The organism is Rhodococcus sp. YL-1 (genome assembly GCF_001942025.1).
Taxonomy (GTDB): Bacteria; Actinomycetota; Actinomycetes; order Mycobacteriales; family Mycobacteriaceae; genus Rhodococcus_F; species Rhodococcus_F qingshengii.
Window position 1 is genome coordinate 4,104,689 of record NZ_CP017299.1, and the last position, 21,358, is coordinate 4,126,046.

Sequence of the window (21,358 nt, forward strand, 5' to 3'; positions counted from 1 at the left end):
CGATCAGGCCTGGCCGGCTGCCGCGTTGATCGGTGCCATGTCGAAATAGTCGCGCCAGGCTTTGATCTTTCCGTCCTCGACTTCGAACACCCCCATGACCGGGAGCGCTACCTCGGCGCCGTTGATAGTGAAGACGTCGATGCGCTCGTTCATGACGGTGTTGCCGTCCGCGACCTGACGCTTGATCTGAAAGTCGATGTTGCCGAAGGCACCGACAAACTGCTCGATGAACGCCCGGACGGCCTCGCGACCGCCGACGGGCTCCATCGGGATGTTGTGATAAACGACGTCATCGGTGAAGTAGTCGACAATTTTCGCGACATCGGCATTTGCCCACAGTGCGCAGAATTCGGTGACCAGCTTGTCCGGTGTCATTGTGTGCCAGCCTCTTTCGAATCGTCTTCGTGGGGTTCGATGATTGCCAGGATGCTTTCGATCTCGCCTGCCGGTATCCCGAAGTACTCGGTCACGAAAACCGTGACGGCCGGTGCCTGGCCAGGTGTTCCGAGGTCGAGCAGATACCGGGCTACGACGCTCTCGCCCCACTCACGCAGCGCGAGTTCACGTATCGCCACGATTCCGCGATATTGCTGGCCTTGTTCGAGCTCGTTGCTGATGAAGGCGCCGCTGTCACCGGTTCGCTGACCGTTCTCGACCCGCCAGGCGTCGGCGGCGAAGCGGACCTTCGTTGCGTCATGAGTGAGCAATGCGTTCACGTATTCACGCGCCATGGCGACGCGTCCGCTGACCGCAGACTCCGTGGAGTGCTTGGCAATTGCGCCCAGGATCGACTCCGACAACTCCGGTCGGCAGATCACGAGATCCGGCAGGTACGGATGAGATTCGTTGTAGAGCAGCGGCGAACCGTCGATGCGGCTGCAATACAGTCCCGCCGCCTGTGCGACGCCGACGGGTGCAGCCGAATCCCATTCCCACTGCCCACCGGCGTGCAGGTACGCGTCGACCTCGCCGCGCACCACCGCCATCGCCTTGGCGCCGGCCGATCCCATGTGCACCACGTCGGCGCCGAGTTCGGCTGCCACCGCTTCGGTGAATGCGGGTGGTCGCGATCCGCTGACTACTACGCGGAGCGGCGAGTTGGCGGCAACCGAAGCTGCCTCGTCGTCACTGGAGTACACCGCTCCGAGCGCCGGCTGAGCAACCGCGGCTGCGGTAATTCCGCGACCGCGCTCCCAAAGCGCCACGTGCACTGCCCAATCCGCATGATTCGGCAAGCCGTATTCCTTGGAGCCGTCCAGCGGATCGATGATCCAGACCCGAGCTGCATCCAGACGACTGCGATCGTCGGCAGATTCCTCAGAGAGCACGGCATCACCCGGCCGCTCGGCAGCCAACCGGTCGAGGATGTAGGAATCGGCGGCCTTGTCGCCCCGGCGGCCCAGTTCACGACCGTCGTCGACACCCAGACCCTCGGCTCGGATCCCCAGGAGGATCGCACCGGCGGCCTGCGCCAATTCCGCCGCGAGTGCCTCGTCGGCGATTCTGCTGTGTGTGGATTCGCTCACCGGTCCAACACTTCCATAATTCGCAGCGCAAGTTCGGTAGGCGTTCCGTCTTCGGGTCTGATCACCAGCTCGGGACTTGTCGGAGCTTCGTAGGGATCGTCGACTCCGGTGAATCCCGTGATTTCCCCGGCCCTGGCCTTGGCGTACATGCCCTTGGGGTCTCGGGCTTCACATTGCTCGATCGGGGTGTCGACGTAGACCTCGACGAACTTCAGCCCGGCGGCCTCGTGCGCCGCCCGCACTCGATCACGATCTTCGCGGTACGGGCTTATCAGGCAGGCCACTGCCACTGCACCTGAATCAGCGAACAACTGCGCCACCGAGCCGACTCGGCGGACGTTCTCGGCGCGGTCATCGGCACTGAATCCCAGATCCGCGTTCAATCCGTGCCGGAGGTTGTCGCCGTCGAGGCGGTACGCCGGGATACCCGCGGCCACCAACCGCCGCTCGAGTTCCACCGCGATCGTCGACTTACCCGAGGCCGAGAGACCGGTGAGCCACACGGTGGCGCCGGCAGTCGCACGTTCCTCGCGAGAAACCTCCGAACTGTGCCAGACGACGCGCGATTCCTTGAGCGTCGGACCGTTGATCATTCCGGCGGCGACGGTATTGCCCGTGGTCTCGTCCACGAGAATGAAGCTGCCCGTCACGCGGTTGCGGCGGTAGGGATCGAACATCAACGGCTGCTGCGTCTTGATCGAGATGCGGCCGATCTCGTTGAGGGACAGAGATTCTGCCTTCTCGTCGCGGTGCAGAGAATTGACGTCCAGCCGGTAGTCGAGCTTGACGATCTGCGCTTTCGTGGAGCGCGTGGTGTGCAGCAACGAGTAGCGATTGTTCTCCGACAGAGTTGTCTGTTCGGTCAACCAACAGACCATCGCATCGATTTCCTGCCCGACCTGCGGCCGGTTGTTGAGCCGACACAATTGGTCCCCGCGGCTGACGTCGAGGTCGTCGGTCAGCTCGATGCAGACGGCCGAGGGCGCAAACGCTTCGTCGATCACGTCACCGCCCGGCCCGTGGACTGCCTTCACCGTCGAGGTGAATCCTGAAGGCAAAGCCACGATTTCGTCGCCGGGCTTGAAGACGCCACTGGCTACCGTTCCGGCGTATCCACGGAAATCGTGGAGGTCGGCGTCGGTCTGCTTCTGCGGACGGATCACGTACTGCACCGGAAACCGAGCGTCGATCAAGTTGCGGTCCGACGCGATGTGCACCTGCTCGAGATGGTGCAGCAGAGAAGGCCCGTCGTACCAGGACATGTTCTCGGTCCGGGCAACGATGTTGTCCCCCAACAGCGCCGAGACCGGAATGAACGTCAGGTCGTGGACGTCCAACTTGATCGCGAACTGTCGGAATTCTTCCTTGATCTCCTCGAACCATTCCTGAGACCAGCCCACGAGGTCCATTTTGTTCACACACAGCACGAGGTGGGGTATCCCCAGGAGAGTGGACAAGAAGGCGTGCCGCCGCGTCTGTTCGAGCACCCCTTTGCGAGCATCCACCAGGATCAGGGCAAGGTCGGCCGTCGACGCGCCGGTCACCATGTTGCGGGTGTACTGCTCGTGCCCGGGAGTGTCCGCGATGATGAACTTCCGATGAGGGGTCGCGAAATACCGGTGGGCCACGTCGATCGTGATGCCCTGTTCACGCTCGGCGCGCAATCCGTCGGTCAGTAGCGCGAGGTTGGCGTACTCGTCGCCGCGTTCTCGACTGCTCCGTTCCACGGCCTCGAGTTGGTCCTCGAAGATCGACTTGGAGTCGTAGAGCAAGCGGCCGATGAGTGTCGATTTTCCGTCGTCGACACTGCCCGCTGTAGCGACTCTCAGCAGTTGCGGCATCAGAAGTACCCCTCTTTCTTACGATCTTCCATGCCAGCTTCGGAAATCCGGTCATCAGCTCTGGTTGCGCCACGCTCCGTGATACGGCTCGCCGCAACTTCTTCCACGACAGCGCCCGGTGTTTCGGCCGACGATTCGACACATCCGGTACACGTTGCGTCGCCGACCGTACGGAAGCGCACCAACGCCTCGTAGGACTCTTCGCCGGCGCGAAGCTCGAGGAAACGGGTGCGTGCCAACAACATTCCGTCGCGTGGAACCACCTCGCGACGATGGGCGTAGTAGATGCCGGGGAGGTCGATCTGCTCGCTCTCGATGTACTGCCAGATGTCGAGCTCTGTCCAGTTGGAGAGCGGGAAGATCCGAATATGTTCGCCCTTACGGTGTTTGCCGTTGTACAGGTTCCACAGTTCAGGTCGCTGCACCTTCGGATCCCATTGCCCGAACTCGTCCCGGAAGCTGAACACCCTCTCTTTGGCGCGCGCCTTCTCCTCGTCTCGGCGAGCACCACCGAACACGGCGTCGAACTTGTTGTCGCGAATTCCGCGCAGCAACGCGTGCGTCTGCAGGCGATTGCGACTGGAACCGACTCCGGTGTCCTCGATGACGCGTCCGGCGTCGATGTCGTCCTGCACGCTGGAGACGACAAGACGCAGGTTGAAGCGATCGACCGTCTGGTCGCGGAATTCGATCACCTCGTCGAAATTGTGACCGGTGTCGACGTGCATCACAGCGAACGGCAGTGGGGCAGGCCAGAATGCCTTGGCCGCTACGTGCAGCATCACGACGGAATCCTTACCTCCGGAGAACAGGAGGACCGGCTTTTCGAAAGTCGCTGCGACTTCGCGGAAAATATGGACCGCCTCCGCTTCGAGTGCTCGCAGATGCGACAACTCGTAGGCGGGCGGGGTCTGGAGTGTTGCCATGTCTTTCGCTCCTGAGCATCACGTACTCCGTGCGGAACACCATTTCCGCATCGGTACATTTATGTACCGGACTGGTTCTAAATTGAACGCAATCACAGAATAGAACTCGTTCTACCCAAAGGTCAATGACCGGCAATAAGACGTCACAGACCGCGAACCGGACTCCTGCCACCAACTTCCGCCGTCACCGCATCCGCCGCCGCAACCAGCACCGCGGCGCGGCGCTCGATCTCGGCGCCCGTGATCGCCCCACCCACATAAAGTGTCAGCACAAGGGCCTGATGCCCCTCGGCGTCGTAGGTCGGGGCCGCGATGAGACTGACGGGATGCTCGTCGTCAGAGCTGATGTCGCGTCCGAGATACACCCTCTCGCCCAGGCTCGACACCATCTCACCGAGCAGTTCACGCACCTCCGGCGGAAGATCGTGCGTCGCAACGCCCGCCATCAGCGTGTGCAGTCGCTGCCCGACGGGATCCAGACTCTCGACCAGGTACCCCGCGGCGCGACACTCCCGGACCACGTTCCACAGACGCTCGCGATCCAAGCGCACCGGCAAACTGGGTTCCTTGCCCAGCCAACTATCCATGTCGTGATCCGAACCCCAGAGGACGTACATCAGCCCGACCGGCGGAGCGAACGGGTACACCTGACCGACCTTGGCAGCGCGACGCGCGCCGATCGGTCCGGTCACTTCGAGAACGCTGATCTGATCACCGATCACACCGGACGCCGTGCACGTCGTCCCGAACTCCGTGCTCACTTTCTCCAGATGGGTGCGGGCAATGGGTCCGACGGCAAATCCTCGCTGAGCTGCACGTCCGGCCGCGATCAAGGCCGGACCGAGCCCATAGGTCTTCGACACCTCGTCCCGAGTCAGGTATCCACGATCAGCCAGCGCCGTGAGGATTCCCAAGCAGGTGGGTTTGCTGATCTCGAGCGCGCGGGCCAGTTCCGACAGCCCGAACCGCTGATCAGGGCGGCCGACGAGGTAGTCGAGCACCTGAACCACCCGTTCGGTGGGAGGCGATTGTCTCCCCCTCGGGCGTCCCTCTTCAGGCGTCTTCTCCGGTCCACCCATTGACCACTCCCTAGAACGCGTTCTATTGTCGAAATACCCAACATCTACCAAATAGGTACATATTTGTACCACGACGCTCTGGACCGGCGACATAGTCGGAACTGTGAGGAGCCAGCGTGCTGACGGACCCGTTTGCCGAGGCGATCGCCGAAGCCGAGAAATTGATCGAGACTGCGCCGCACATCAGATCCGAACAGGATCTACTGGAGGGATACCAATATCTGGCCGGCGGAATCATCGCGACGACGCATGCCGCCTGGGCCGGCGAAAAGACCCATCCGAGTTTCATCCAGGGCACCGGACCATTCACCAAGATGGGCCTCGACAACCCCGACACTCTATACTTCGGCGCCCGAATCAACGACGACAAGGAATACAAGGTCACCGGAAAGCGCGGCACCACAGCCGATCTCAGCTTCCAAGTGTTGAGTGGGAACTACACCAACTCGAACGTTCCCGGAAGCGAAATTGCCTTCGACGACCGCGAGCTGGAGATAGACGACGACGGCAACTTCGTCGCTTGGTTCGGCCCCGGCCCCGCCGACGGACGAGCCAACTACTACACCCTGGCGCCCGGATCCTCGCAGCTGGTCGTTCGCGAGGTCTACAGCGACTGGAGTCAGCAGCGCGGCGTGATCCGCATCGAGCGCACCGATTCGATCGGGATCGCGCCGCCACCTCTCACCGCCGAAGAGACCGAGAAGCGTTACGCCCGGGCTGGGAAGGCACTGGTCACGCGGGTCAAGACGTGGCTCCAGTTCCCGGAGTGGTTCTACCTCAAGCTCGCGGTCAACACCATGACCGAACCACGCCTGACACCGGGCGGGCTGGCAACGCAGTACTCGTCGGTGGGACATTACGAACTCACCGACGAGCAGGCGATGATCATCACCGTTCCCGCCTCCGACGCACCGTATCTCGGCTTCCAACTGGGGAGCCTCTGGTACATCTCACTGGACTACGTCAATCATCAGACCTCCCTCAACAACGGCCAGGCACAGGTCGATCCGGACGGGATGGTTCGAATGGTGGTCAGCGAGAAGAACCCCGGTGTCACCAACTGGATCGAAACCGTCGGACATCCGCGCGGCATTCTGCAGTTCCGTTGGCAGCGCGTGTCCCGCGAGCTGACGCCGCAGGACGGTCCCACCGTCGAAATCGTCGCCGTCGCAGATATTGCGAAGCACCTGCCGCATTTCGACACCAACGCCATCACCGCCGAGGACTGGGCAGCGCGCATTGCCCAGCGCCAGGCCGCCATCGACAACCGAATGCTGGGGTAATCATGACCGCCTTGCTCGAAGACCGTGTAGTAGTCATCTCCGGAGTCGGCCCGGCACTCGGCCGCGCTCTGGCCCTTCGATGTGCGTCGGCCGGCGCGAGTCTTGTTCTCGCAGCACGTACGCAATCGCGACTCGACGACGTTGCGAAGGAAATAGTCGATGCCGGTGGGCGCGCCGTCACCGTTGCCACCGACATCACCGACCAGGCTTCCGCCGAGAATCTGGTGGCCGAGTCCATTGCCGCCTACGGCAAAGTGGACACTCTGATCAACAATGCATTCTCGATTCCGTCGATGAAACCGTTGGCTCGCACCGATTACCAGCACATCCGCGACAGCATCGAACTGACCGTACTGGGTGCGTTGCGCCTGACTCAGCTGTTCACGCCGGCACTTGCCGAGTCGGACGGCTCCGTGGTGAACATCAATTCGATGGTGTTGCGGCATTCGCAAGAGCGTTACGGCAGCTACAAGATGGCGAAGTCGGCCCTGCTCGCCATGTCGCAGTCCCTGGCCACCGAACTCGGCCCGCAGGGAATTCGTGTCAATTCGATTGCACCCGGCTATATCTGGGGAGACACCCTCAAGGGATACTTCGCGCACCAGGCGGAGAAGTTCGGCATGACCGTCGAGCAGATCTACGAGCACACTGCGTCGAACACCGACCTCAAGCGCCTGCCGACGACGGATGAAGTATCCGACGCGGCGATCTTCCTGGCGTCTCCGATGGCCAGCGCGATCACCGGCCAATGCATCGACGTCAACTGCGGCGAATTCCATCACTAGGAGCACCATGACTGAACGCACTCACGTCGGCACCGTCGAGGATCTCCACGCCTCGGCGACGCGGATGACCGGACTGACGGACTTCGGCGTCGACGATTACACCGAAGCTCTGTCGGTCCTGCTCGAGTCCTACGACCGCGACGAGGATCTGACGCCGTTCGGCAGCAAGATCTCTCGGGTATTCCTTCGCGGCGCCCTGGTGGCACGTCTGCTCAGTGAATCCGCATGGAAGGAGCATCCGGAGCACGCCGACGTCAAGATCGAGCGGCCGATCTTCGTCACCGGATTGCCGCGCACCGGCACCACTGCCCTGCACCGCCTCCTCACGGTCGACCCGGCTCACCAGGGCCTCGAGATGTGGCTGACCGAGTTCCCTCAGCCTCGCCCGCCTCGCGATACGTGGGAATCGAACCCGGTCTTCGCCAAGATCGAGGAGACATTCGGTCAACACCACGTCGAGCATCCCGAATTCATGGGCGTGCACTACATGTCGGCCAGCGAAGTCGAAGAATGTTGGCAACTCTTGCGTCAGACGTTCAAGTCCGTGTCGTACGAGTGTCTGGCCAATCTACCCACGTACTCCGCATGGCTGAAGGACCAGGAGTGGTCGAACGCCTATGCACGACACAAGAAGAACCTGCAGCTGATCGGTCTGCCCGATCAGGATCGACGGTGGGTCCTCAAGAACCCGAGCCACCTGTTCGCGCTCGACGAATTGATGGAGGCGTACCCCGACGCGCTCGTCATTCAGACTCACCGCTCCCCTACGACGATCATTCCGTCGGTGTGCAGCCTGGCCGCCCAGGCTACAGAGGGTTGGTCGAACACGTTCACCGACAAGGTGATCGGCGAAAGTCAGCTCGAATTGTGGGCCAGGGGGCTCGAGCAGTTCGACAGTGCACGCGCACACCACAATCCCGCACAGTTCATCGACGTCGACTATCAGGACTTCGTCACCGATCCGCTGGGAACCGTCGAGAACATCTACACGCACTTCGACATCCCGTTGACAGCTGCCGCGCAGCAGTCGATGGAGGCCATGCACGAGGAAAGCCGCTCGGGTGCTCGCAAACCGTCGCACAAGTACACGCTCGAGGAGTTCGGTCTGACGAAGGAGCAGGTGGAAGAGCGATTCGGAGCTCGCTGACCACGGTTGGTCGACGACCTTGCTGACGACTGAAGCCCCCGCCGAACGGCGGGGGCTTCAGTGATCAAAACGCGGTCAGCTGCTGAGATGCTCACCCAGCAGTCGGTCCAACTCGACCGGCGCCTCGTCCGGAATCCAGTGGCTCACGCCGCTGAGAACCTCGAACCGGTACGGGCCGTCGACAAACGCGGGGGTGAGCGCAGACCCTTTGGGGCCGATGGCGGCGTCGCCGTCACTCCAGACGTGCAGGGTCGGCACGGTGACCCTGGCAGTTGCGGGGTTCGGCTTGGTCATCCACATCGCGCGGTACCAGTTCAGACCGCCGCGTAGCCGACCGGGAGCCAGCATGGCATTCAGATCGCGCCGTGCGTTCTCCGGCGTCTGCCCGCTCGAGATCAGGAACTTCTCACCCGCCGAGGTGGAGGACAGAACCTTCTCGGGAACGAACGGCAATTGGAACGCCCCCATGTACCACGATTTCAGTCCCTGCGTGCTGGTCACCATCGCCTTGACGAACGCCAGTGGATGCGGAACCGACACCGCGGTAACGGTGTTGAGCAAATCGGGCCGCTCGGCAGCGACCTGCCATGCGACTGCGGCACCCCAGTCGTGGCCGACCAGGTGCACTTTGCCCACTGCGAGCGCGTCGATCAGTGCGACAGTGTCAGCGGCGAGTTCGGACCCGCGGTACGCCCAGCGCGCTTTCGGCCTGGCGCCGGGTGAGTACCCTCGCTGATCCGGCGCCACCGTGCGGAAGCCGCGGGTGTGCAGCAGCGGTGCGAGCTGATCCCACGAGCTCGAATCCTGCGGAAATCCGTGCAGGAGAACCACGACCGGACCGTCGGCGGGTCCTTCGTCGCGCACGTCGAAGGTCAGCCCGGACCGGGAGTACGAGGTGAGGCGATCCGCCGGTGTAATCATAGCGCCACGCTAGTCTTCGCGGCACTGGTAACCGGAGCCTTTTCACCGGCACGCAGGAACTGACCTGTCTTTTCGATTCCGAATCCGGGGGCGAATTCACCTTCGCGGTAGACGAGTCGGCCGTTGATCACCGTAGCGACCGCTGCGTCGTCGCTGCGGTTGACCATCCGGCTGATCCCGCCGTACTCGGGAACCTTTGCCTCGAACAACCCGTCCACCGACTCGTCGAGCCCGGCCGGGTCGATGACAACGAAGTCCGCGCGGTCACCCTGGCGTAGATGCCCGGCGTCGATGCCGTACCAGTCCGCCAGTTCGCCTGTCAGGCGGTGGATTGCGCGTTCGATGGTGAGGAACGGCTTGCGGTCACTCTGAGCGTCCTTGACGCGCTTGAGGAGTCGCACCGGGTAGTTGTAGAACGCCATGTTGCGCAGATGCGCGCCGGCATCGCCGAAGCCCATCTGCACACCGGAACTCGCGGCGAGTTTCTTCGCGAACTTGGGCCGGTGATTGGCAATGGTGGTGCGCCAGCGAAGATCTCGCCCGTACTTCACCACCAGGTCGAGGTACGCGTCCACCGGGTGCACTCCGCGGATGTCACCGACCTGACCGAAGTTCTTGCCGATCAACGTCTCGTCCGGGCATCCCACGATGACCGCATCGTAGAAATTGCGATGCCAGATGCGGGGTGAGAACTTGTTGTCGTAGTCCTTACGGAATGCGCGACGGTACGACTCGTCCTGGAGCAGTTCGTTGCGCTCCACCTGGTCCTTGAGGTGCAAAGCGGCGGCGCCGGCGCCGAACTCCTCGAACACGACGAGGTCGATTCCATCCGCGTAGACGGTGAAGGGAACCGGCAGGTGCTGCCACTTGAAATCGGTCTTGGCGAAGCGATTGAGCAGTGGGGCCGCAGCGAGCATGAAGTACACGATCACCGGGTAGGCCTTCGAATCCGCGCCGGAGAGCAGCGACGTCTTGAGCGGCTTCTTGCGTCCGATCGCGGAGCTTTCGGCGAAGAACGCCGCGACGTTCGGATGCAGGTTGATGGTCGGAGCGCTCTGCAAGATCTTTCCGCGATCACGAAGGATGCGATTGAGGAATCGGAACTCTTTCCACCGTGCATACGTCGACGGCAAAGAGCGAGAACGATATTCGTCGCCGTCGATCTTGTCGAGGGCATTGGTCATCGACGACAGGCCCAGCATCCCAGCGTCGATGGCATCCTCGAGCATCGAGCCCATCCGGCCGAGTTCCGAGCGAGTCGGCTTGACCTTCTTGTCGGTGCCGCGCCCCAGTCCGAGTACGTGCGTGCGGATGTCGGAATGACCGATGAAGGCTGCGACATTGGGTCCGAGGGGAAGGGCTTCGAGGGCGGCGGTGTACGCCGCGGGACCGGTCCAGGTCTTGTTCGCTTCGAGGATGCGCAGCACCGCGTCGTGGGGAACTGCTTCGACCCGGCTGAACAGATCCGCAATCTCGCGCGGGGTCGAATACACCGTCGACAGCGAGCAATTGCCGAGCACGACCGTCGTGACGCCGTGGCGAACCGATTCCGGAAGCCCTGGACTGACCAAGGCTTCGGCGTCGTAGTGCGTGTGGACGTCGACAAAACCCGGGAGAACCCACTTGCCGGCCGCGTCGATCACCTCGGTGTCCGGCCCGATCTCCAGGCTCGTGGTGGACACCTCCGCGACCACGCCGTCTCGAATTCCGAGATTACGACGCAGACCTGGAGCCCCCGTCCCGTCGAACCACAACCCGTCGTTGACCACGATGTCGAAAGCAGACACTGTCGGACTCCTCGCCTCACGTATGTGTTACCTCACGTTATAGACAGCGTTGAGTAAAAGTCAATGAACCTTCCGAACCAATACATAAGATGACGGAATGGCTGCAGTCCCCCGCTCCCCCGAAGACCGTCAGAGGCAAATCCTCGAGGTGGCAGTACACATGTTGCGGACCGAGCCTTTCGACCAACTGTCGATGGATCGCGTCGCAGCCGAGGCCGGTGTCTCGCCGCCACTGCTGTTCCACTACTTCAAGAACAAGAAGGGTTTCCAGAACGCCATCCTCGAGGCCGCCTCGGCCGATCTCGAAGATCGAATGCGACCGGATCCCGAGCTACCCATCACGTCCCAGCTGCGCTCAGGTATCGAGACATTCGTCGACGCCGTTATCGAGCACCCCACCATTTACCTCGCCGTGATGCGTATGGCCGGCAGTGGTGACGTCCGAATGCGCACGATCTACCGAGGCATGCGCCGCACTTTCACCACGTGGATTGTCGCTGCGCTGACGAATCTAGGCATCGAATCGAATGCGACCGTGGAGGCGACAATCGCCGGGTGGCAGGCATTCATGGAGGAAATCGTCGTCAACTGGATCGACGAGCCGACGCTCGAGCGAGGCGAAATGGTCGACCTCTGCGAACGAATCTTCTACCACTGCCTACCGGCAGCGGGCATCAGCGTGGAGCAAATAGTGGCAGCCACCGTTGTCGCGACGGCCAGTGAGTCCGGCGCAACACAACTGTGATCTTCGTGCCGGGGTTTCACAGGTGGTCACGATTGGGTATCTTGCTTGCAGTGGCACTGGACCACGACCCCAACACATGAAGGATCCAACATGGAGTCTGTCGAAAACGTATTGCCCGAGGGTGTCAAGCTCGAAGACGTCTTGAGTGTCCTCAAGGTCGCAGTTGCGGGCATCGGCCTCATCAGCGCACTTTCGGCATTCAGCTGATCGCAAAGCGTCATCGACAGGCCGGACTTCGGGGAGTCCGGCCTGTTTTTTGTTTACATTCCTGAACAATCCGTGAACTTTTCAGCAACTTCAGCGCAAAGCGGTCATTTCGACCCAAACAAGCGTCCAGTTTGCTAATTTGTGTCTGCGACACAAGGTCGTACAGAAACACCACGCAGACACAACCTTGTACATACACACCTGTACATACGACACGGAGGACCGAAACATGGGTTCCATCAACACCCTCAGCGCCGTCATCGACATCATCAAGGTCGTCCAGCCGTTGATCGCCAAGCTCAACCTCAGCTGATTCGCTTGCACCACACCCCTGCCAGGGCGTAACTCGAAATGGGGCCGACATCGTCGGCCCCATTTTCCGTCGGTGCTCCATCTCAGCCGAGTGCCTTCTTGATCTCTCCTGCCAGTACCGACGCCAGCTGCGGTGGCACCGCATTGCCGATCATCGTGCGCACCGCTCCCCACTTGCCCTCGAAGACGTAGTCGTCGGGAAAGGTCTGGAGGCGAGCAGCTTCTCGAACGGTCAACGATCGCGTGTGTTTCGGATGCACGTTGCGTGAAGCCGAGATCATCCCGAAAGTGGTTCCGACCGTGGACGCCGGCTCGTCCCACCGGAGGCGCTTGTACGTCGTGTTGTACCCGGACGACGGTCGCATGGCCGGATCTTCGTTGTCGTGAGCCGACATTCCTTCCGGCACATCACGCAGCCACCGCAAGACGTGCTCGGGATGTTCGACGGCCCAGTGCAGCGGGTCCGTCTCGCAGGCCTGCCCGGATTCCAGCGGGGCCAGGTCGACGGTGGCGTCGCGGAAAGTCCTCAGCGGTGCAACATCATTCACGCCGTGAGTCTTCGGCGGGAAACGCAGCGGCCCGATACCACTGTCGCGGCGGGTCGCCACGATGAACACTCGTTCCCGGAACTGCGGCACTCCGTAATCCTGCGCATTCACCGTGTTGACCGAGGCGTCATAACCGCATGCAGCCATCTCGCCGAGAATCCGGTCGACGACCATCCCACCGTCCGGGTCCTTCATGCTGAGCAGCAGTCGCACGTTTTCCATCACCACGACCTTCGGCTTCACCAGTTCGGCGAGCTGCAGCAGGTTCCGGAAGAGATGGTTGCGCGGATCGTCGCGGTCTCGCCGGCCGGCAAGGCTGAACCCCTGACACGGCGGTCCCCCAGCCAACACATCGATGTCCACTTGTGCCAGAAGATCTTTCACCCGGGCTTCGTCGATCGCCCGAATGTCCTCGCCGAGGCACTTCGCGCCGGGGAAGTTCCGATCGAAGGTCGCACGCGCCTCCGGCACGACTTCGATGTATCCCTCCACCGAAAACCCCGCCATCCGAAAGCCTTCGGCCATACCGCCACAACCCGAGAACGCTGTCAATACGGTGGGGCCGCCGCTTCCTGCCCCCGCGACGGCACGCCGGGCCACCGAGGCGGGGTCGTTGACCGGTGTCGCTCGACGCGCACGGGTACTACCGCTCGATCGCTTCCGGGGGGCCGCGTACGTGCCCTCACGCTTGGCCGCTTCCAACGCGGAGAGGGCCGTGAGGACTGCTCGCTCAACCAGCGGCTTCGGATATGCCTTGTCGAGTTCCCACGCGGAGACGACTGCTGACGAGACTCCCGCTTGGCGGGCGAACTGGAACTGACTGATCCCCACGTGCAAGCGCCGCGATCGCAGGTCCTGTCCCGAAATCAATTCAGTGCCTCACTCATGTGGTCCGCTCGCTCCGGCAGCCCAGACTATCGCAGCCGACCCCGCGAACCAGGACCACACAAGAGAGACCGGCAGGCGATATGCCTGCCGGTCTCCGACACGAGCGGATGACGGGACTCGAACCCGTGTGAACGGCTTTGCAGGCCGGTGCCTAGCCACTCAGCCACACCCGCGTCAGTGAGTAACTCTGCCCTGAGTGACGATCTCGAACCACAGTTCCGCTCAGCATGATTCGAGTGCATTCTCACCAAGCGTTCCAGTCTCTGGGAAAAGTGCGGGCCTTTCGGGAACAAATCGGTCAGTCTCGATGCTGACTCCCTCGGTGGGCGCAGGTCATTCGATTGCGGCCCGACTTTCGACCGAACGACCGAGCAATTCGCCAGACCCAGACAACCCAGAAGGTTTCATGAGTGCCGAGAACACCGCCATCGCCCCGCCTGTGAAGGCAGCTCCGCTCTTGGAGACGGCCCCGCTGGATACGAGCAGTGTCGACCGCAAGCCGAGCGTCGGGAAGATTCTTGCCCTCGGTTCCATGACCGCGCTCGGGCCCTTCACCATCGACATGTACCTGCCCGCGCTGCCGGATATCGGCGCCGATCTCGGAGTCTCGTCGTCAACGGTTCAGCTGACGATCACCGGAACTCTCATCGGCCTCGCACTCGGACAGCTGTTGGTCGGGCCGCTCTCGGACACTCTCGGCCGCAAGAAGCCGCTGCTCGCCGGGATCGGTGTGCACATCCTGGCTTCGCTGCTGGCGGTCTTCGCACCGAGCATCGCTGTCCTCGGCATCCTGCGGGTTTTCCAGGGCATGGGCGCGGCGGCCGCGGCAGTGGTCACCATGGCGATCGTGCGCGACCTCTACAGCGGTAACACCGTTGCCGTCGTGATGAGCCGGCTGATGCTCGTGCTCGGCGTTGCGCCGATCCTGGCGCCCAGCATCGGTGGCGCCCTCCTCGTCGCCCTCGACTGGCGCGGGATCTTCGTCGTCCTGGCACTGATCGGCGTCGGCACGGCGATGATCGGTGCGTTCGGACTGTCCGAAACATTGCCGAAGGAAAAGCGTCGCCCGAGCGGATTGACGTCGGTTCTCCGCACCTACGGTTCGCTGCTCGGCGACCGCACGTTCATGGTCCTGACGCTCGTCTCCAGCGTCGGCATGGCGTCGTTGTTCGCGTATGTCTCGGGCGCGTCGTTCGTCTATCAGGATCAGTACGGCCTCAACCAGCAGGAGTTCGCACTGCTCTTCAGTGCGGGCGCGATTGCGTTGATCGGCGCTTCGCAGGTAAACGTCCGACTGCTCGACCGGTGGACTCCTCAGCAGATCACCAAGTGGGCCCTCGTGGCTGCCGTTGTCTCCGGGGCCGTCGTCATTGCTGTCGCGGTCCTGGAACTGGGCGGGCTCGCTGGATTCGTGATCGCACTGTGGGTCATGGCCGGCGCCATCGGGTTCGTTCTGCCCAACGCCCCGGCACTGGCGCTCGCTCGTCACGGCGAAGCGGCCGGTACTGCCGCCGCAATGCTCGGTGCATTCCAGTTCGGCGTCGGTGCGGCCATCGCGCCGGCCGTCGGCCTACTGGGAAACACGAGCACAGCCCTGGCCGTCACGATGACGGCGTGTGTGTCGCTCGGTCTGATCGCTCTTCTGGCTACGACCCGAAAGAGTGAATCGGTCTAACCGGCAGCGGAGAACCACTCGCTGTAGAAGGTGGCAAGTCCCAGGACGCACGAGATCGCGACGAAGATCCAGAATCTTGCGATCACGACGGTTTCCGGCCAACCGAGTAACTCGAAGTGATGATGGATCGGGGCCATCTTGAATACGCGTCGACCGGACGATCGGAAGACCAGAACCTGGATGATCACCGACAGGATCTCAGCGACGAACAGGGCGCCGATGATGACCATCAGCAGCTCGGTGTGCGTCGTGACGGACAGGCCGACAACCAGGCCGCCGAGTGCCAAGGAGCCGGTGTCGCCCATGAAGATCTGAGCCGGGGCGGCATTCCACCAGAGGAAGCCGAGGCACGCCCCGCCTGCTGCGGCAGCGACGATCGCTAGATCGAGAGGGTCACGAACGTCGTAGCAACCGGCGGCAGGCTCGAGGACACACGAGTTCCGGTACTGCCAACCGGCGATGACGACGTAGGTCCCCAGGATCATGCCCATCGAACCGGCCGCGAGACCGTCGAGGCCGTCGGTGAAATTGACGGCGTTGGACCAGGCGAACACCAGAATGCAGAAGAAGACCACAAAGCCGATGGCACCCATGGAGAACACCGAGATGTCACGAACATGGGACAGGTACTGGCTTCCGGGAGTGACTCCGTTGTTGTTGGAGAACTGCAGGAACAAAATGCCGAAGATGATGGCACTCGCCAGCTGACCGACGGTCTTCGCTGTCTTGTTGAGCCCGAGATTGCGCTTCTTACGGATCTTGATGAAGTCGTCGAGAAAGCCGACGATTCCCAGTGACGTGGCGAGCGCGAGAACCAGCCAACCGGATGCAGACAGCCGCGGTAGCCGCGAGCCGAATCCGATGATGTGTGCCGCCAGGTAGCCCGCCCACATACCGGCGATGATCGCGATCCCGCCCATCGACGGGGTGCCACGCTTGCCCTGATGACTCTGCGGACCCTCGATCCGAATCTCGTGCCCGAGCCCCTGCCGCGAAAGCACACGAATGAGAAACGGAGTCAGGAAGAGCGCGACGAACAACGAGACGCCACCCGCTACGAGGATTGAAATCACCCGTGGGACTCTACAGACGTAAGCGGCTGCGACACACAATCAGACAAGGCACCCGACCGCTTGCCAGCATGGGATGATCGAACCTATGTCTCCCCCCGCGCCGCTCCCCCTCGACCCCATCGAAGAGGCGCATCGTCAGTGGACGGAGCACGGGTGGAGCGACGTCGCCGACGGTATGGCTGCGGTCACGTCGGTGATGCGTGCGCAGCAGATCATGATGGCGCGGGTCGAAGAGGTACTCAAGCCGCTCGGGTTGACCTTCGCTCGCTACGAACTGCTGACGCTTCTCACCTTCACCAGGTCGGGCGCACTCCCGATGGCCAAGGCGAGCGCCCGACTCCAGGTTCACCCCACCAGCGTCACCAATGCCGTCGACCGTTTGGAGAAAGCGGAGTTGGTCAGGCGGGTCCCGCATCCCAGCGATCGCCGTGCGACGCTCATCGAGATCTCCGACGCGGGTCGCGCGCTGGCCCTCGAAGCCACCGAACTGCTCAACAGCAAGGTGTTCGCTCACCCCGGACTCCAGCAGGACAAGCTCGAGCAATTGGTGACGATCCTCACTGAACTTCGCAAGACTGCGGGTGACTTCGACACCGGCGGCGCACCGACCAAGTGGTGAACCGACCACCCGTACACACAAAGAAACTGCCCTCACACTCTCGACGAGTGTGAGGGCAGTTTCAGCGCTGTTGAAATTCAGCGATGCTTGAATTCTGCCGACCGCTTCTCCACGAACGCGGTCATGCCTTCCTTCTGATCCTCCGTCGCGAAGGTCGAGTGGAACACCCGACGCTCGAAGCGGACGCCCTCGGCGAGGGTGGTCTCGAAGGACCGGTTGACTGCTTCCTTGGCCATCATCGCAATCGGCAGCGACATATCGGCGATGGTGGTTGCGGTCTTCAAGGCATCGTCGAGCAGATCGGCGGCCGGAACGATCCGGGCAACCAGGCCTGCACGTTCGGCTTCTTCTGCGTCCATGTTGCGGCCGGTGAGGCACAGCTCCATGGCCTTGGCCTTGCCCACGGCGCGCGTAAGGCGCTGCGAGCCACCGATACCCGGAATGACACCGAGCTTGATCTCGGGCTGGCCGAACTTCGCGGTATCCGAAGCGATGATGAAATCGCAGAGCATCGCAAGCTCGCAGCCACCACCGAGCGCATATCCGGAGACGGCGGCGATCAGCGGCTTACGAGCTGCTGCGACGCGATCCCACGGGGTGAAGAAATCCTCGACGTATGCGTCCATGTACGTCTTGGACTGCATTTCCTTGATGTCGGCACCGGCGGCGAAGGCGCGCTCGGAACCGGTGATCAGGATGGCTCCGATGCCGCTGTCCGCTTCGAGGTCGGCAACCGCGGCGACGACCTCGTTCATCAGCTCGGAGTTCAGCGCGTTGAGAGCCTTCGGGCGGTTGAGCGTGATGACGCCGACGCGACCCTTACGCTCGAGGATGATGGTGTTGAAGTCGGTCACTACTGTCCTTCGGTCGAACGGTCACGGATGTCGTTGATGATGGCAGAGAAGTCCTGACCGCCACCGCCTGCGGCATGGAAGCGACTGTAGAGCTCGGCGGCCTTGAGTCCGATCTCCGCATCGACGCCGTTGTTGCGCAGCGCATTTGCTGCCAGACCCAGGTCCTTGTCCATCAGTGCAACAGCAAAGCCAGGCTGGTAGTCGTTGTTGGCCGGGCTGGTGGGCACCGGTCCCGGTACCGGGCAGTTGGTGGTCAGTGCCCAGCACTGCCCCGAGGCGTTGGACGCCACGTCGAAGAGCGCCTGGTTGCTCAGGCCGAGCTTTTCGCCCAACACGAACGCCTCGCTGATCGCGATCATCGAAATGCCGAGGATCATGTTGTTGCAGATCTTGGCTGCCTGGCCGACACCGGCGTCGCCGCAGTGAACGACCTTGCGGCCCATCACGTCCAGCAACGGTGACGCGGCTTGGAAGTCAGCCTCGGAACCGCCGACCATGAATGCCAGCGTGCCTGCGGTAGCTCCGACGACTCCACCGGAGACCGGTGCGTCGACGCTGCGGTGACCGGCCGCTTCGGCCTTGTCATGTGCCTCGCGGGCGTCGGCGACGTCGATGGTGGAACAGTCGATGAACAGCGTGCCCGGTGTTGCCACCGGCAGCAGCTCTTCGTACAGGCCCAGAACGTGCTTACCGCTCGGCAGCATCGTGATCACGACGTCGGCACCGCGAACGGCGTCGACCGCCGAATCCGCCACCGATGCACCGTCTTTGACTGCCTGCTCCAGCGCCGCAGGTGCCAGGTCGAAACCGACGACCTTGTGTCCGGCCTTGACAAGATTGGCCGCCATCGGGCCACCCATGTGACCGAGTCCGATAAATCCAATGGTGCTCATTAGTGATGCTCCTTCGGCGGTGATCAGTTGCCTTGCGGTTGAGGGGCGAGTCCGAGCTCGTTGTCGCCCAGCGGGGCGAAGTAGGCGTCGACGGATTCTGCCGTGACGTCGTCGAGAGTTGCCGGCAACCACTTCGGGTTTCGGTCCTTCTCCACGACCTGGGCGCGAATGCCCTCGACCAGATCGTGTGAGGCGAGCGCAGCGGTCGAGACCCGGAACTCCTCGTTGAGGACTTCTTCCAAGCTTGCTGCTTCCTTGGCATGCCGCAGAGATCGCAGGGTCACCGACAGTGCAATCGGGGACTTGCCGAGAATCTGCTCCGCTGCCTTCTCCGCTTCGGGGATTCCACTTGCGCGAAGACGCTCGACGATGGTGGATACGTCGTCGGCCGAGTACGCGGCGTCGATCCAGCTCTGCTGGGCCAACAGTTCCGACACCGGAGCCGGCTCCGCGTACTGCGCCACGGCGTCGGCAACCGAAGACGACGCGAGTGCGGCGATGAACGTCTCGATGTTCTCCGACGGGATGAAGTGGTCAGCGAAACCTGCTGCGATGGCATCGCCGGCGCTCAGTCGCGCCGTGGTGAGCGCGATGTGCGTCCCGAGTTCACCGGGAGCACGCGAGAGCAGGTAAGTTCCGCCCACGTCTGGAATGAAACCGATTCCGGTCTCGGGCATTCCGATCATCGAGCGCTCGGTCACGATGCGAATGTCGCCGTGTGCGGACACTCCGACGCCGCCGCCCATGACGATCCCGTCCATGATTGCGACGTACGGCTTCGGGTAGTTCGCGATCTCGGAATTGAGGATGTACTCCTCACGCCAGAAGTCGAGCGAACCGGTCTTGCCGTCCTTGGCGTCGTGGTAGATCGAGACGATGTCGCCGCCGGCGCACAGACCACGCTCGCCGGCGCCCGTGAGTACGACCGCCTTGACGTCGTCGTCGTACTTCCATTCCGCGAGTGCCTTGGCCATCGCCTTGACCATCGAGTGGTTGAGGGCGTTGATCGCCTTGGGCCGGTTGAGGGTGATGAGCCCCAGTCCGTCACGCTTTTCGATCAATACCTCGAGCTCGTCGCTCATGCTGCTCCTTGCTTTCCCTGACCTGATGCGACCACGCTGCGCGCGATGACCACCCTCATGATCTCGTTGCTGCCTTCGAGGATCTGATGAACCCGAAGATCGCGGACGATCTTCTCGATCCCGTACTCAGCAAGATAGCCGTACCCGCCGTGAAGCTGGAGAGCCTTGTTGGCTACGTCGAACCCGGTGTCGGTGGCAAAGCGCTTGGCCATCGCACACAACTCCACGACGTCGGACGCTCCGTCTTCGAGTGCGGCAGCGGCGCGCCACAGCAACGTCCTGGCCGCTTCGAGTTCGGTACGCATGTCGGCGAGCTGGAACTGCAGGGCCTGCGACTCGATCAGTGCCGAACCGAAAGCTTTGCGGTCCACCAGATATGCGACTGCCTTCTCCAGCGCCGCCTGGGCCCCACCGACCGAGCAGGCGGCGATGTTCAGCCGGCCGCCGTTGAGACCCTTCATAGCGATGCGGAAGCCGCTGCCCTCTTCACCGAGCATGTTGGCGGCAGGAACTCGCACGTCTTCGAAGATCACCTGACGGGTGGGCTGCGCGTTCCAGCCCATCTTGACCTCGTTGGCACCGAACGACAGTCCGGGCGAATCCTTGGGCACGATGAACGCCGAGATCCCCTTGGCACCGGCAGATCCGGTGCGCGCCATCACGACGTACACGTCGGAAGTGCCTGCGCCGGAGATGAACTGCTTGACGCCGTTGAGGATGTAGTCGTCGCCGTCACGAACGGCCTTGGTGCTCAAGCCCGCAGCATCGGAGCCAGCGCCGGGTTCGGTGAGGCAGTAGCTGCCCAGTTGATCCATCGAGCAGAGTCCGGGGACCCACTTGTGGCGCTGTTCGTCGTTGCCGAACTGGTCGATCATCCACGTGACCATGTTGTGGATGGAGATGTACGCGGCGATCGACGGATCGCCCTTGGCCAGCTCTTCGAAGATCCGGGCAGCGTCGACGCGGCTCAGCTCACTGCCGCCCACGTCTTCACGAATGTAGATACCGCCCATTCCCAGGGACGCCGCCTTACGGAGGACGTCCACCGGGAAATGCTTGGTCTGATCCCACTCCACTGCGTTGGGCGCCAGATGCTCGGCCGCAAAGTCGCGGGCAGTGTCACGAATCGCCCGCTCGTCATCGGTCAGAGTAAACATGGAAAGTGTT

General features: G+C 62.4%; 20 protein-coding genes and 1 tRNA gene. 7 read left to right on the forward strand and 14 right to left on the reverse strand.

The window, feature by feature from the left end:
* Window positions 1-3: 3 nt before the first annotated feature.
* The 5 genes from BH682_RS19010 to BH682_RS19030 all read right to left on the reverse strand — a co-directional run bounded on the left by BH682_RS19010 (window position 4) and on the right by BH682_RS19030 (window position 5,372).
* Window positions 4-375: a limonene-1,2-epoxide hydrolase family protein gene (locus BH682_RS19010; protein ID WP_075833730.1), complete on the reverse strand. Its 372-nt coding sequence runs from the start codon at window positions 373-375 to the stop codon at window positions 4-6.
* Window positions 372-1,526, reverse strand: a complete 1,155-nt coding sequence (locus tag BH682_RS19015) for a 3'(2'),5'-bisphosphate nucleotidase CysQ (RefSeq protein WP_064444076.1) — start codon at window positions 1,524-1,526, stop codon at window positions 372-374. Before BH682_RS19015 ends, BH682_RS19010 begins: the two co-directional genes overlap by 4 nt.
* A complete protein-coding gene (gene cysC, locus BH682_RS19020; protein ID WP_075833732.1) occupies window positions 1,523-3,367 on the reverse strand; it encodes an adenylyl-sulfate kinase in 1,845 nt (614 codons plus the stop codon). Before cysC ends, BH682_RS19015 begins: the two co-directional genes overlap by 4 nt.
* Window positions 3,367-4,293 (reverse strand): sulfate adenylyltransferase subunit CysD, encoded by a 927-nt coding sequence (gene cysD, locus BH682_RS19025; protein WP_003941285.1) that lies wholly within the window; start codon window positions 4,291-4,293, stop codon window positions 3,367-3,369. Before cysD ends, cysC begins: the two co-directional genes overlap by 1 nt.
* A 143-nt stretch (window positions 4,294-4,436) precedes the next feature.
* Window positions 4,437-5,372 carry a helix-turn-helix domain-containing protein gene (locus BH682_RS19030; RefSeq protein WP_075833734.1) on the reverse strand — a complete coding sequence of 312 codons (936 nt, stop codon included), beginning with the start codon at window positions 5,370-5,372 and terminating at the stop codon, window positions 4,437-4,439.
* 116 nt (window positions 5,373-5,488) lie between these two features.
* Here BH682_RS19030 and BH682_RS19035 point away from each other — a divergent pair, with 116 nt between their 5' ends.
* From BH682_RS19035 to BH682_RS19045, 3 genes are read left to right on the forward strand one after another with little or no spacing between them, the layout of a single operon-like run.
* Window positions 5,489-6,655, forward strand: coding sequence for a hypothetical protein (locus tag BH682_RS19035; protein ID WP_030537322.1), 1,167 nt, complete (start codon window positions 5,489-5,491; stop codon window positions 6,653-6,655).
* A 2-nt stretch (window positions 6,656-6,657) separates the two neighbouring features.
* Window positions 6,658-7,440, forward strand: a complete 783-nt coding sequence (locus tag BH682_RS19040; protein ID WP_007726165.1) for an SDR family oxidoreductase — start codon at window positions 6,658-6,660, stop codon at window positions 7,438-7,440.
* A 7-nt stretch (window positions 7,441-7,447) separates the two neighbouring features.
* The gene (locus tag BH682_RS19045; RefSeq protein ID WP_075833736.1) at window positions 7,448-8,587 is read left to right on the forward strand and encodes a sulfotransferase family protein; all 1,140 of its coding nucleotides are present in this window, start codon (window positions 7,448-7,450) and stop codon (window positions 8,585-8,587) included.
* A gap of 75 nt (window positions 8,588-8,662) precedes the next feature.
* Here the strand turns inward: BH682_RS19045 and BH682_RS19050 are convergent, their stop codons facing one another.
* On the reverse strand, window positions 8,663-9,508 hold the full coding sequence (locus tag BH682_RS19050; protein WP_047270171.1) for an alpha/beta fold hydrolase: 846 nt from the start codon (window positions 9,506-9,508) through the stop codon (window positions 8,663-8,665).
* Window positions 9,505-11,295: an N-acyl-D-amino-acid deacylase family protein gene (locus BH682_RS19055; protein ID WP_075833738.1), complete on the reverse strand. Its 1,791-nt coding sequence runs from the start codon at window positions 11,293-11,295 to the stop codon at window positions 9,505-9,507. The genes BH682_RS19050 and BH682_RS19055 overlap by 4 nt, the downstream gene beginning before the upstream one ends.
* A 97-nt stretch (window positions 11,296-11,392) precedes the next feature.
* Between BH682_RS19055 and BH682_RS19060 the strand changes: the two genes are divergently transcribed.
* On the forward strand, window positions 11,393-12,040 hold the full coding sequence (locus tag BH682_RS19060; RefSeq protein ID WP_042923173.1) for a TetR/AcrR family transcriptional regulator: 648 nt from the start codon (window positions 11,393-11,395) through the stop codon (window positions 12,038-12,040).
* Window positions 12,041-12,434: 394 nt separating this feature from the next.
* Window positions 12,435-12,560 carry a hypothetical protein gene (locus BH682_RS37090; protein WP_003941303.1) on the forward strand — a complete coding sequence of 42 codons (126 nt, stop codon included), beginning with the start codon at window positions 12,435-12,437 and terminating at the stop codon, window positions 12,558-12,560.
* A gap of 82 nt (window positions 12,561-12,642) precedes the next feature.
* On the opposite strand, the gene dcm is transcribed toward BH682_RS37090, so the two are convergent.
* Together dcm and BH682_RS19070 are read right to left on the reverse strand one after the other, a co-directional pair.
* Entirely contained in the window at window positions 12,643-13,938 is a 1,296-nt protein-coding gene (dcm, locus tag BH682_RS19065; protein ID WP_058037042.1) for a DNA cytosine methyltransferase, read from the reverse strand.
* Window positions 13,939-14,097: 159 nt separating this feature from the next.
* Window positions 14,098-14,168 (reverse strand) — tRNA-Cys (locus BH682_RS19070).
* 233 nt (window positions 14,169-14,401) lie between these two features.
* On the opposite strand from BH682_RS19070, the gene BH682_RS19075 reads away from it, so the two are divergent.
* Window positions 14,402-15,670, forward strand: a complete 1,269-nt coding sequence (locus tag BH682_RS19075; RefSeq protein ID WP_100084653.1) for a multidrug effflux MFS transporter — start codon at window positions 14,402-14,404, stop codon at window positions 15,668-15,670.
* Here the strand turns inward: BH682_RS19075 and mraY are convergent.
* Window positions 15,667-16,743, reverse strand: a complete 1,077-nt coding sequence (mraY, locus tag BH682_RS19080) for a phospho-N-acetylmuramoyl-pentapeptide-transferase (RefSeq protein ID WP_003941316.1) — start codon at window positions 16,741-16,743, stop codon at window positions 15,667-15,669. The two genes, BH682_RS19075 and mraY, sit on opposite strands and share 4 nt — an antisense overlap.
* Window positions 16,744-16,828: 85 nt before the next feature.
* Here mraY and BH682_RS19085 point away from each other — a divergent pair, with 85 nt between their 5' ends.
* The gene (locus tag BH682_RS19085; protein ID WP_075833740.1) at window positions 16,829-17,362 is read left to right on the forward strand and encodes a MarR family winged helix-turn-helix transcriptional regulator; all 534 of its coding nucleotides are present in this window, start codon (window positions 16,829-16,831) and stop codon (window positions 17,360-17,362) included.
* Window positions 17,363-17,439: 77 nt separating this feature from the next.
* On the opposite strand, the gene BH682_RS19090 is transcribed toward BH682_RS19085, so the two are convergent.
* Genes BH682_RS19090 through BH682_RS19105 form a run of 4 tightly spaced genes read right to left on the reverse strand, consistent with a single transcriptional unit; the run spans window position 17,440 to window position 21,348 of the window.
* Window positions 17,440-18,216: an enoyl-CoA hydratase gene (locus BH682_RS19090; protein WP_075833742.1), complete on the reverse strand. Its 777-nt coding sequence runs from the start codon at window positions 18,214-18,216 to the stop codon at window positions 17,440-17,442.
* On the reverse strand, window positions 18,216-19,109 hold the full coding sequence (gene mmsB, locus BH682_RS19095) for a 3-hydroxyisobutyrate dehydrogenase (protein WP_003941308.1): 894 nt from the start codon (window positions 19,107-19,109) through the stop codon (window positions 18,216-18,218). The genes BH682_RS19090 and mmsB overlap by 1 nt, the downstream gene beginning before the upstream one ends.
* Before the next feature lie 23 nt (window positions 19,110-19,132).
* Window positions 19,133-20,191 (reverse strand): enoyl-CoA hydratase/isomerase family protein, encoded by a 1,059-nt coding sequence (locus BH682_RS19100; protein WP_075833744.1) that lies wholly within the window; start codon window positions 20,189-20,191, stop codon window positions 19,133-19,135.
* Window positions 20,188-21,348, reverse strand: a complete 1,161-nt coding sequence (locus BH682_RS19105) for an isobutyryl-CoA dehydrogenase (RefSeq protein ID WP_007726145.1) — start codon at window positions 21,346-21,348, stop codon at window positions 20,188-20,190. The genes BH682_RS19100 and BH682_RS19105 overlap by 4 nt, the downstream gene beginning before the upstream one ends.
* Between the last annotated feature and the right edge of the window lie 10 nt (window positions 21,349-21,358).

Excerpts from the sequence above, each read along its gene's own strand:
- BH682_RS19010 (WP_075833730.1), bottom strand. The coding sequence starts at position 375 with ATGACACCGGACAAGCTGGTCACCGAATTCTGCGCACTGTGGGCAAAT.
- cysC (WP_075833732.1), bottom strand. The coding sequence starts at position 3,367 with ATGCCGCAACTGCTGAGAGTCGCTACAGCGGGCAGTGTCGACGACGGA.
- cysD (WP_003941285.1), bottom strand. The coding sequence starts at position 4,293 with ATGGCAACACTCCAGACCCCGCCCGCCTACGAGTTGTCGCATCTGCGA.
- BH682_RS19030 (WP_075833734.1), bottom strand. The coding sequence starts at position 5,372 with ATGGGTGGACCGGAGAAGACGCCTGAAGAGGGACGCCCGAGGGGGAGA.
- BH682_RS19040 (WP_007726165.1), top strand. The coding sequence starts at position 6,658 with ATGACCGCCTTGCTCGAAGACCGTGTAGTAGTCATCTCCGGAGTCGGC.
- BH682_RS19045 (WP_075833736.1), top strand. The coding sequence starts at position 7,448 with ATGACTGAACGCACTCACGTCGGCACCGTCGAGGATCTCCACGCCTCG.
- BH682_RS19050 (WP_047270171.1), bottom strand. The coding sequence starts at position 9,508 with ATGATTACACCGGCGGATCGCCTCACCTCGTACTCCCGGTCCGGGCTG.
- BH682_RS19060 (WP_042923173.1), top strand. The coding sequence starts at position 11,393 with ATGGCTGCAGTCCCCCGCTCCCCCGAAGACCGTCAGAGGCAAATCCTC.
- BH682_RS19075 (WP_100084653.1), top strand. The coding sequence starts at position 14,402 with ATGAGTGCCGAGAACACCGCCATCGCCCCGCCTGTGAAGGCAGCTCCG.
- BH682_RS19085 (WP_075833740.1), top strand. The coding sequence starts at position 16,829 with ATGTCTCCCCCCGCGCCGCTCCCCCTCGACCCCATCGAAGAGGCGCAT.
- mmsB (WP_003941308.1), bottom strand. The coding sequence starts at position 19,109 with ATGAGCACCATTGGATTTATCGGACTCGGTCACATGGGTGGCCCGATG.
- BH682_RS19100 (WP_075833744.1), bottom strand. The coding sequence starts at position 20,191 with ATGAGCGACGAGCTCGAGGTATTGATCGAAAAGCGTGACGGACTGGGG.
- BH682_RS19105 (WP_007726145.1), bottom strand. The coding sequence starts at position 21,348 with ATGTTTACTCTGACCGATGACGAGCGGGCGATTCGTGACACTGCCCGC.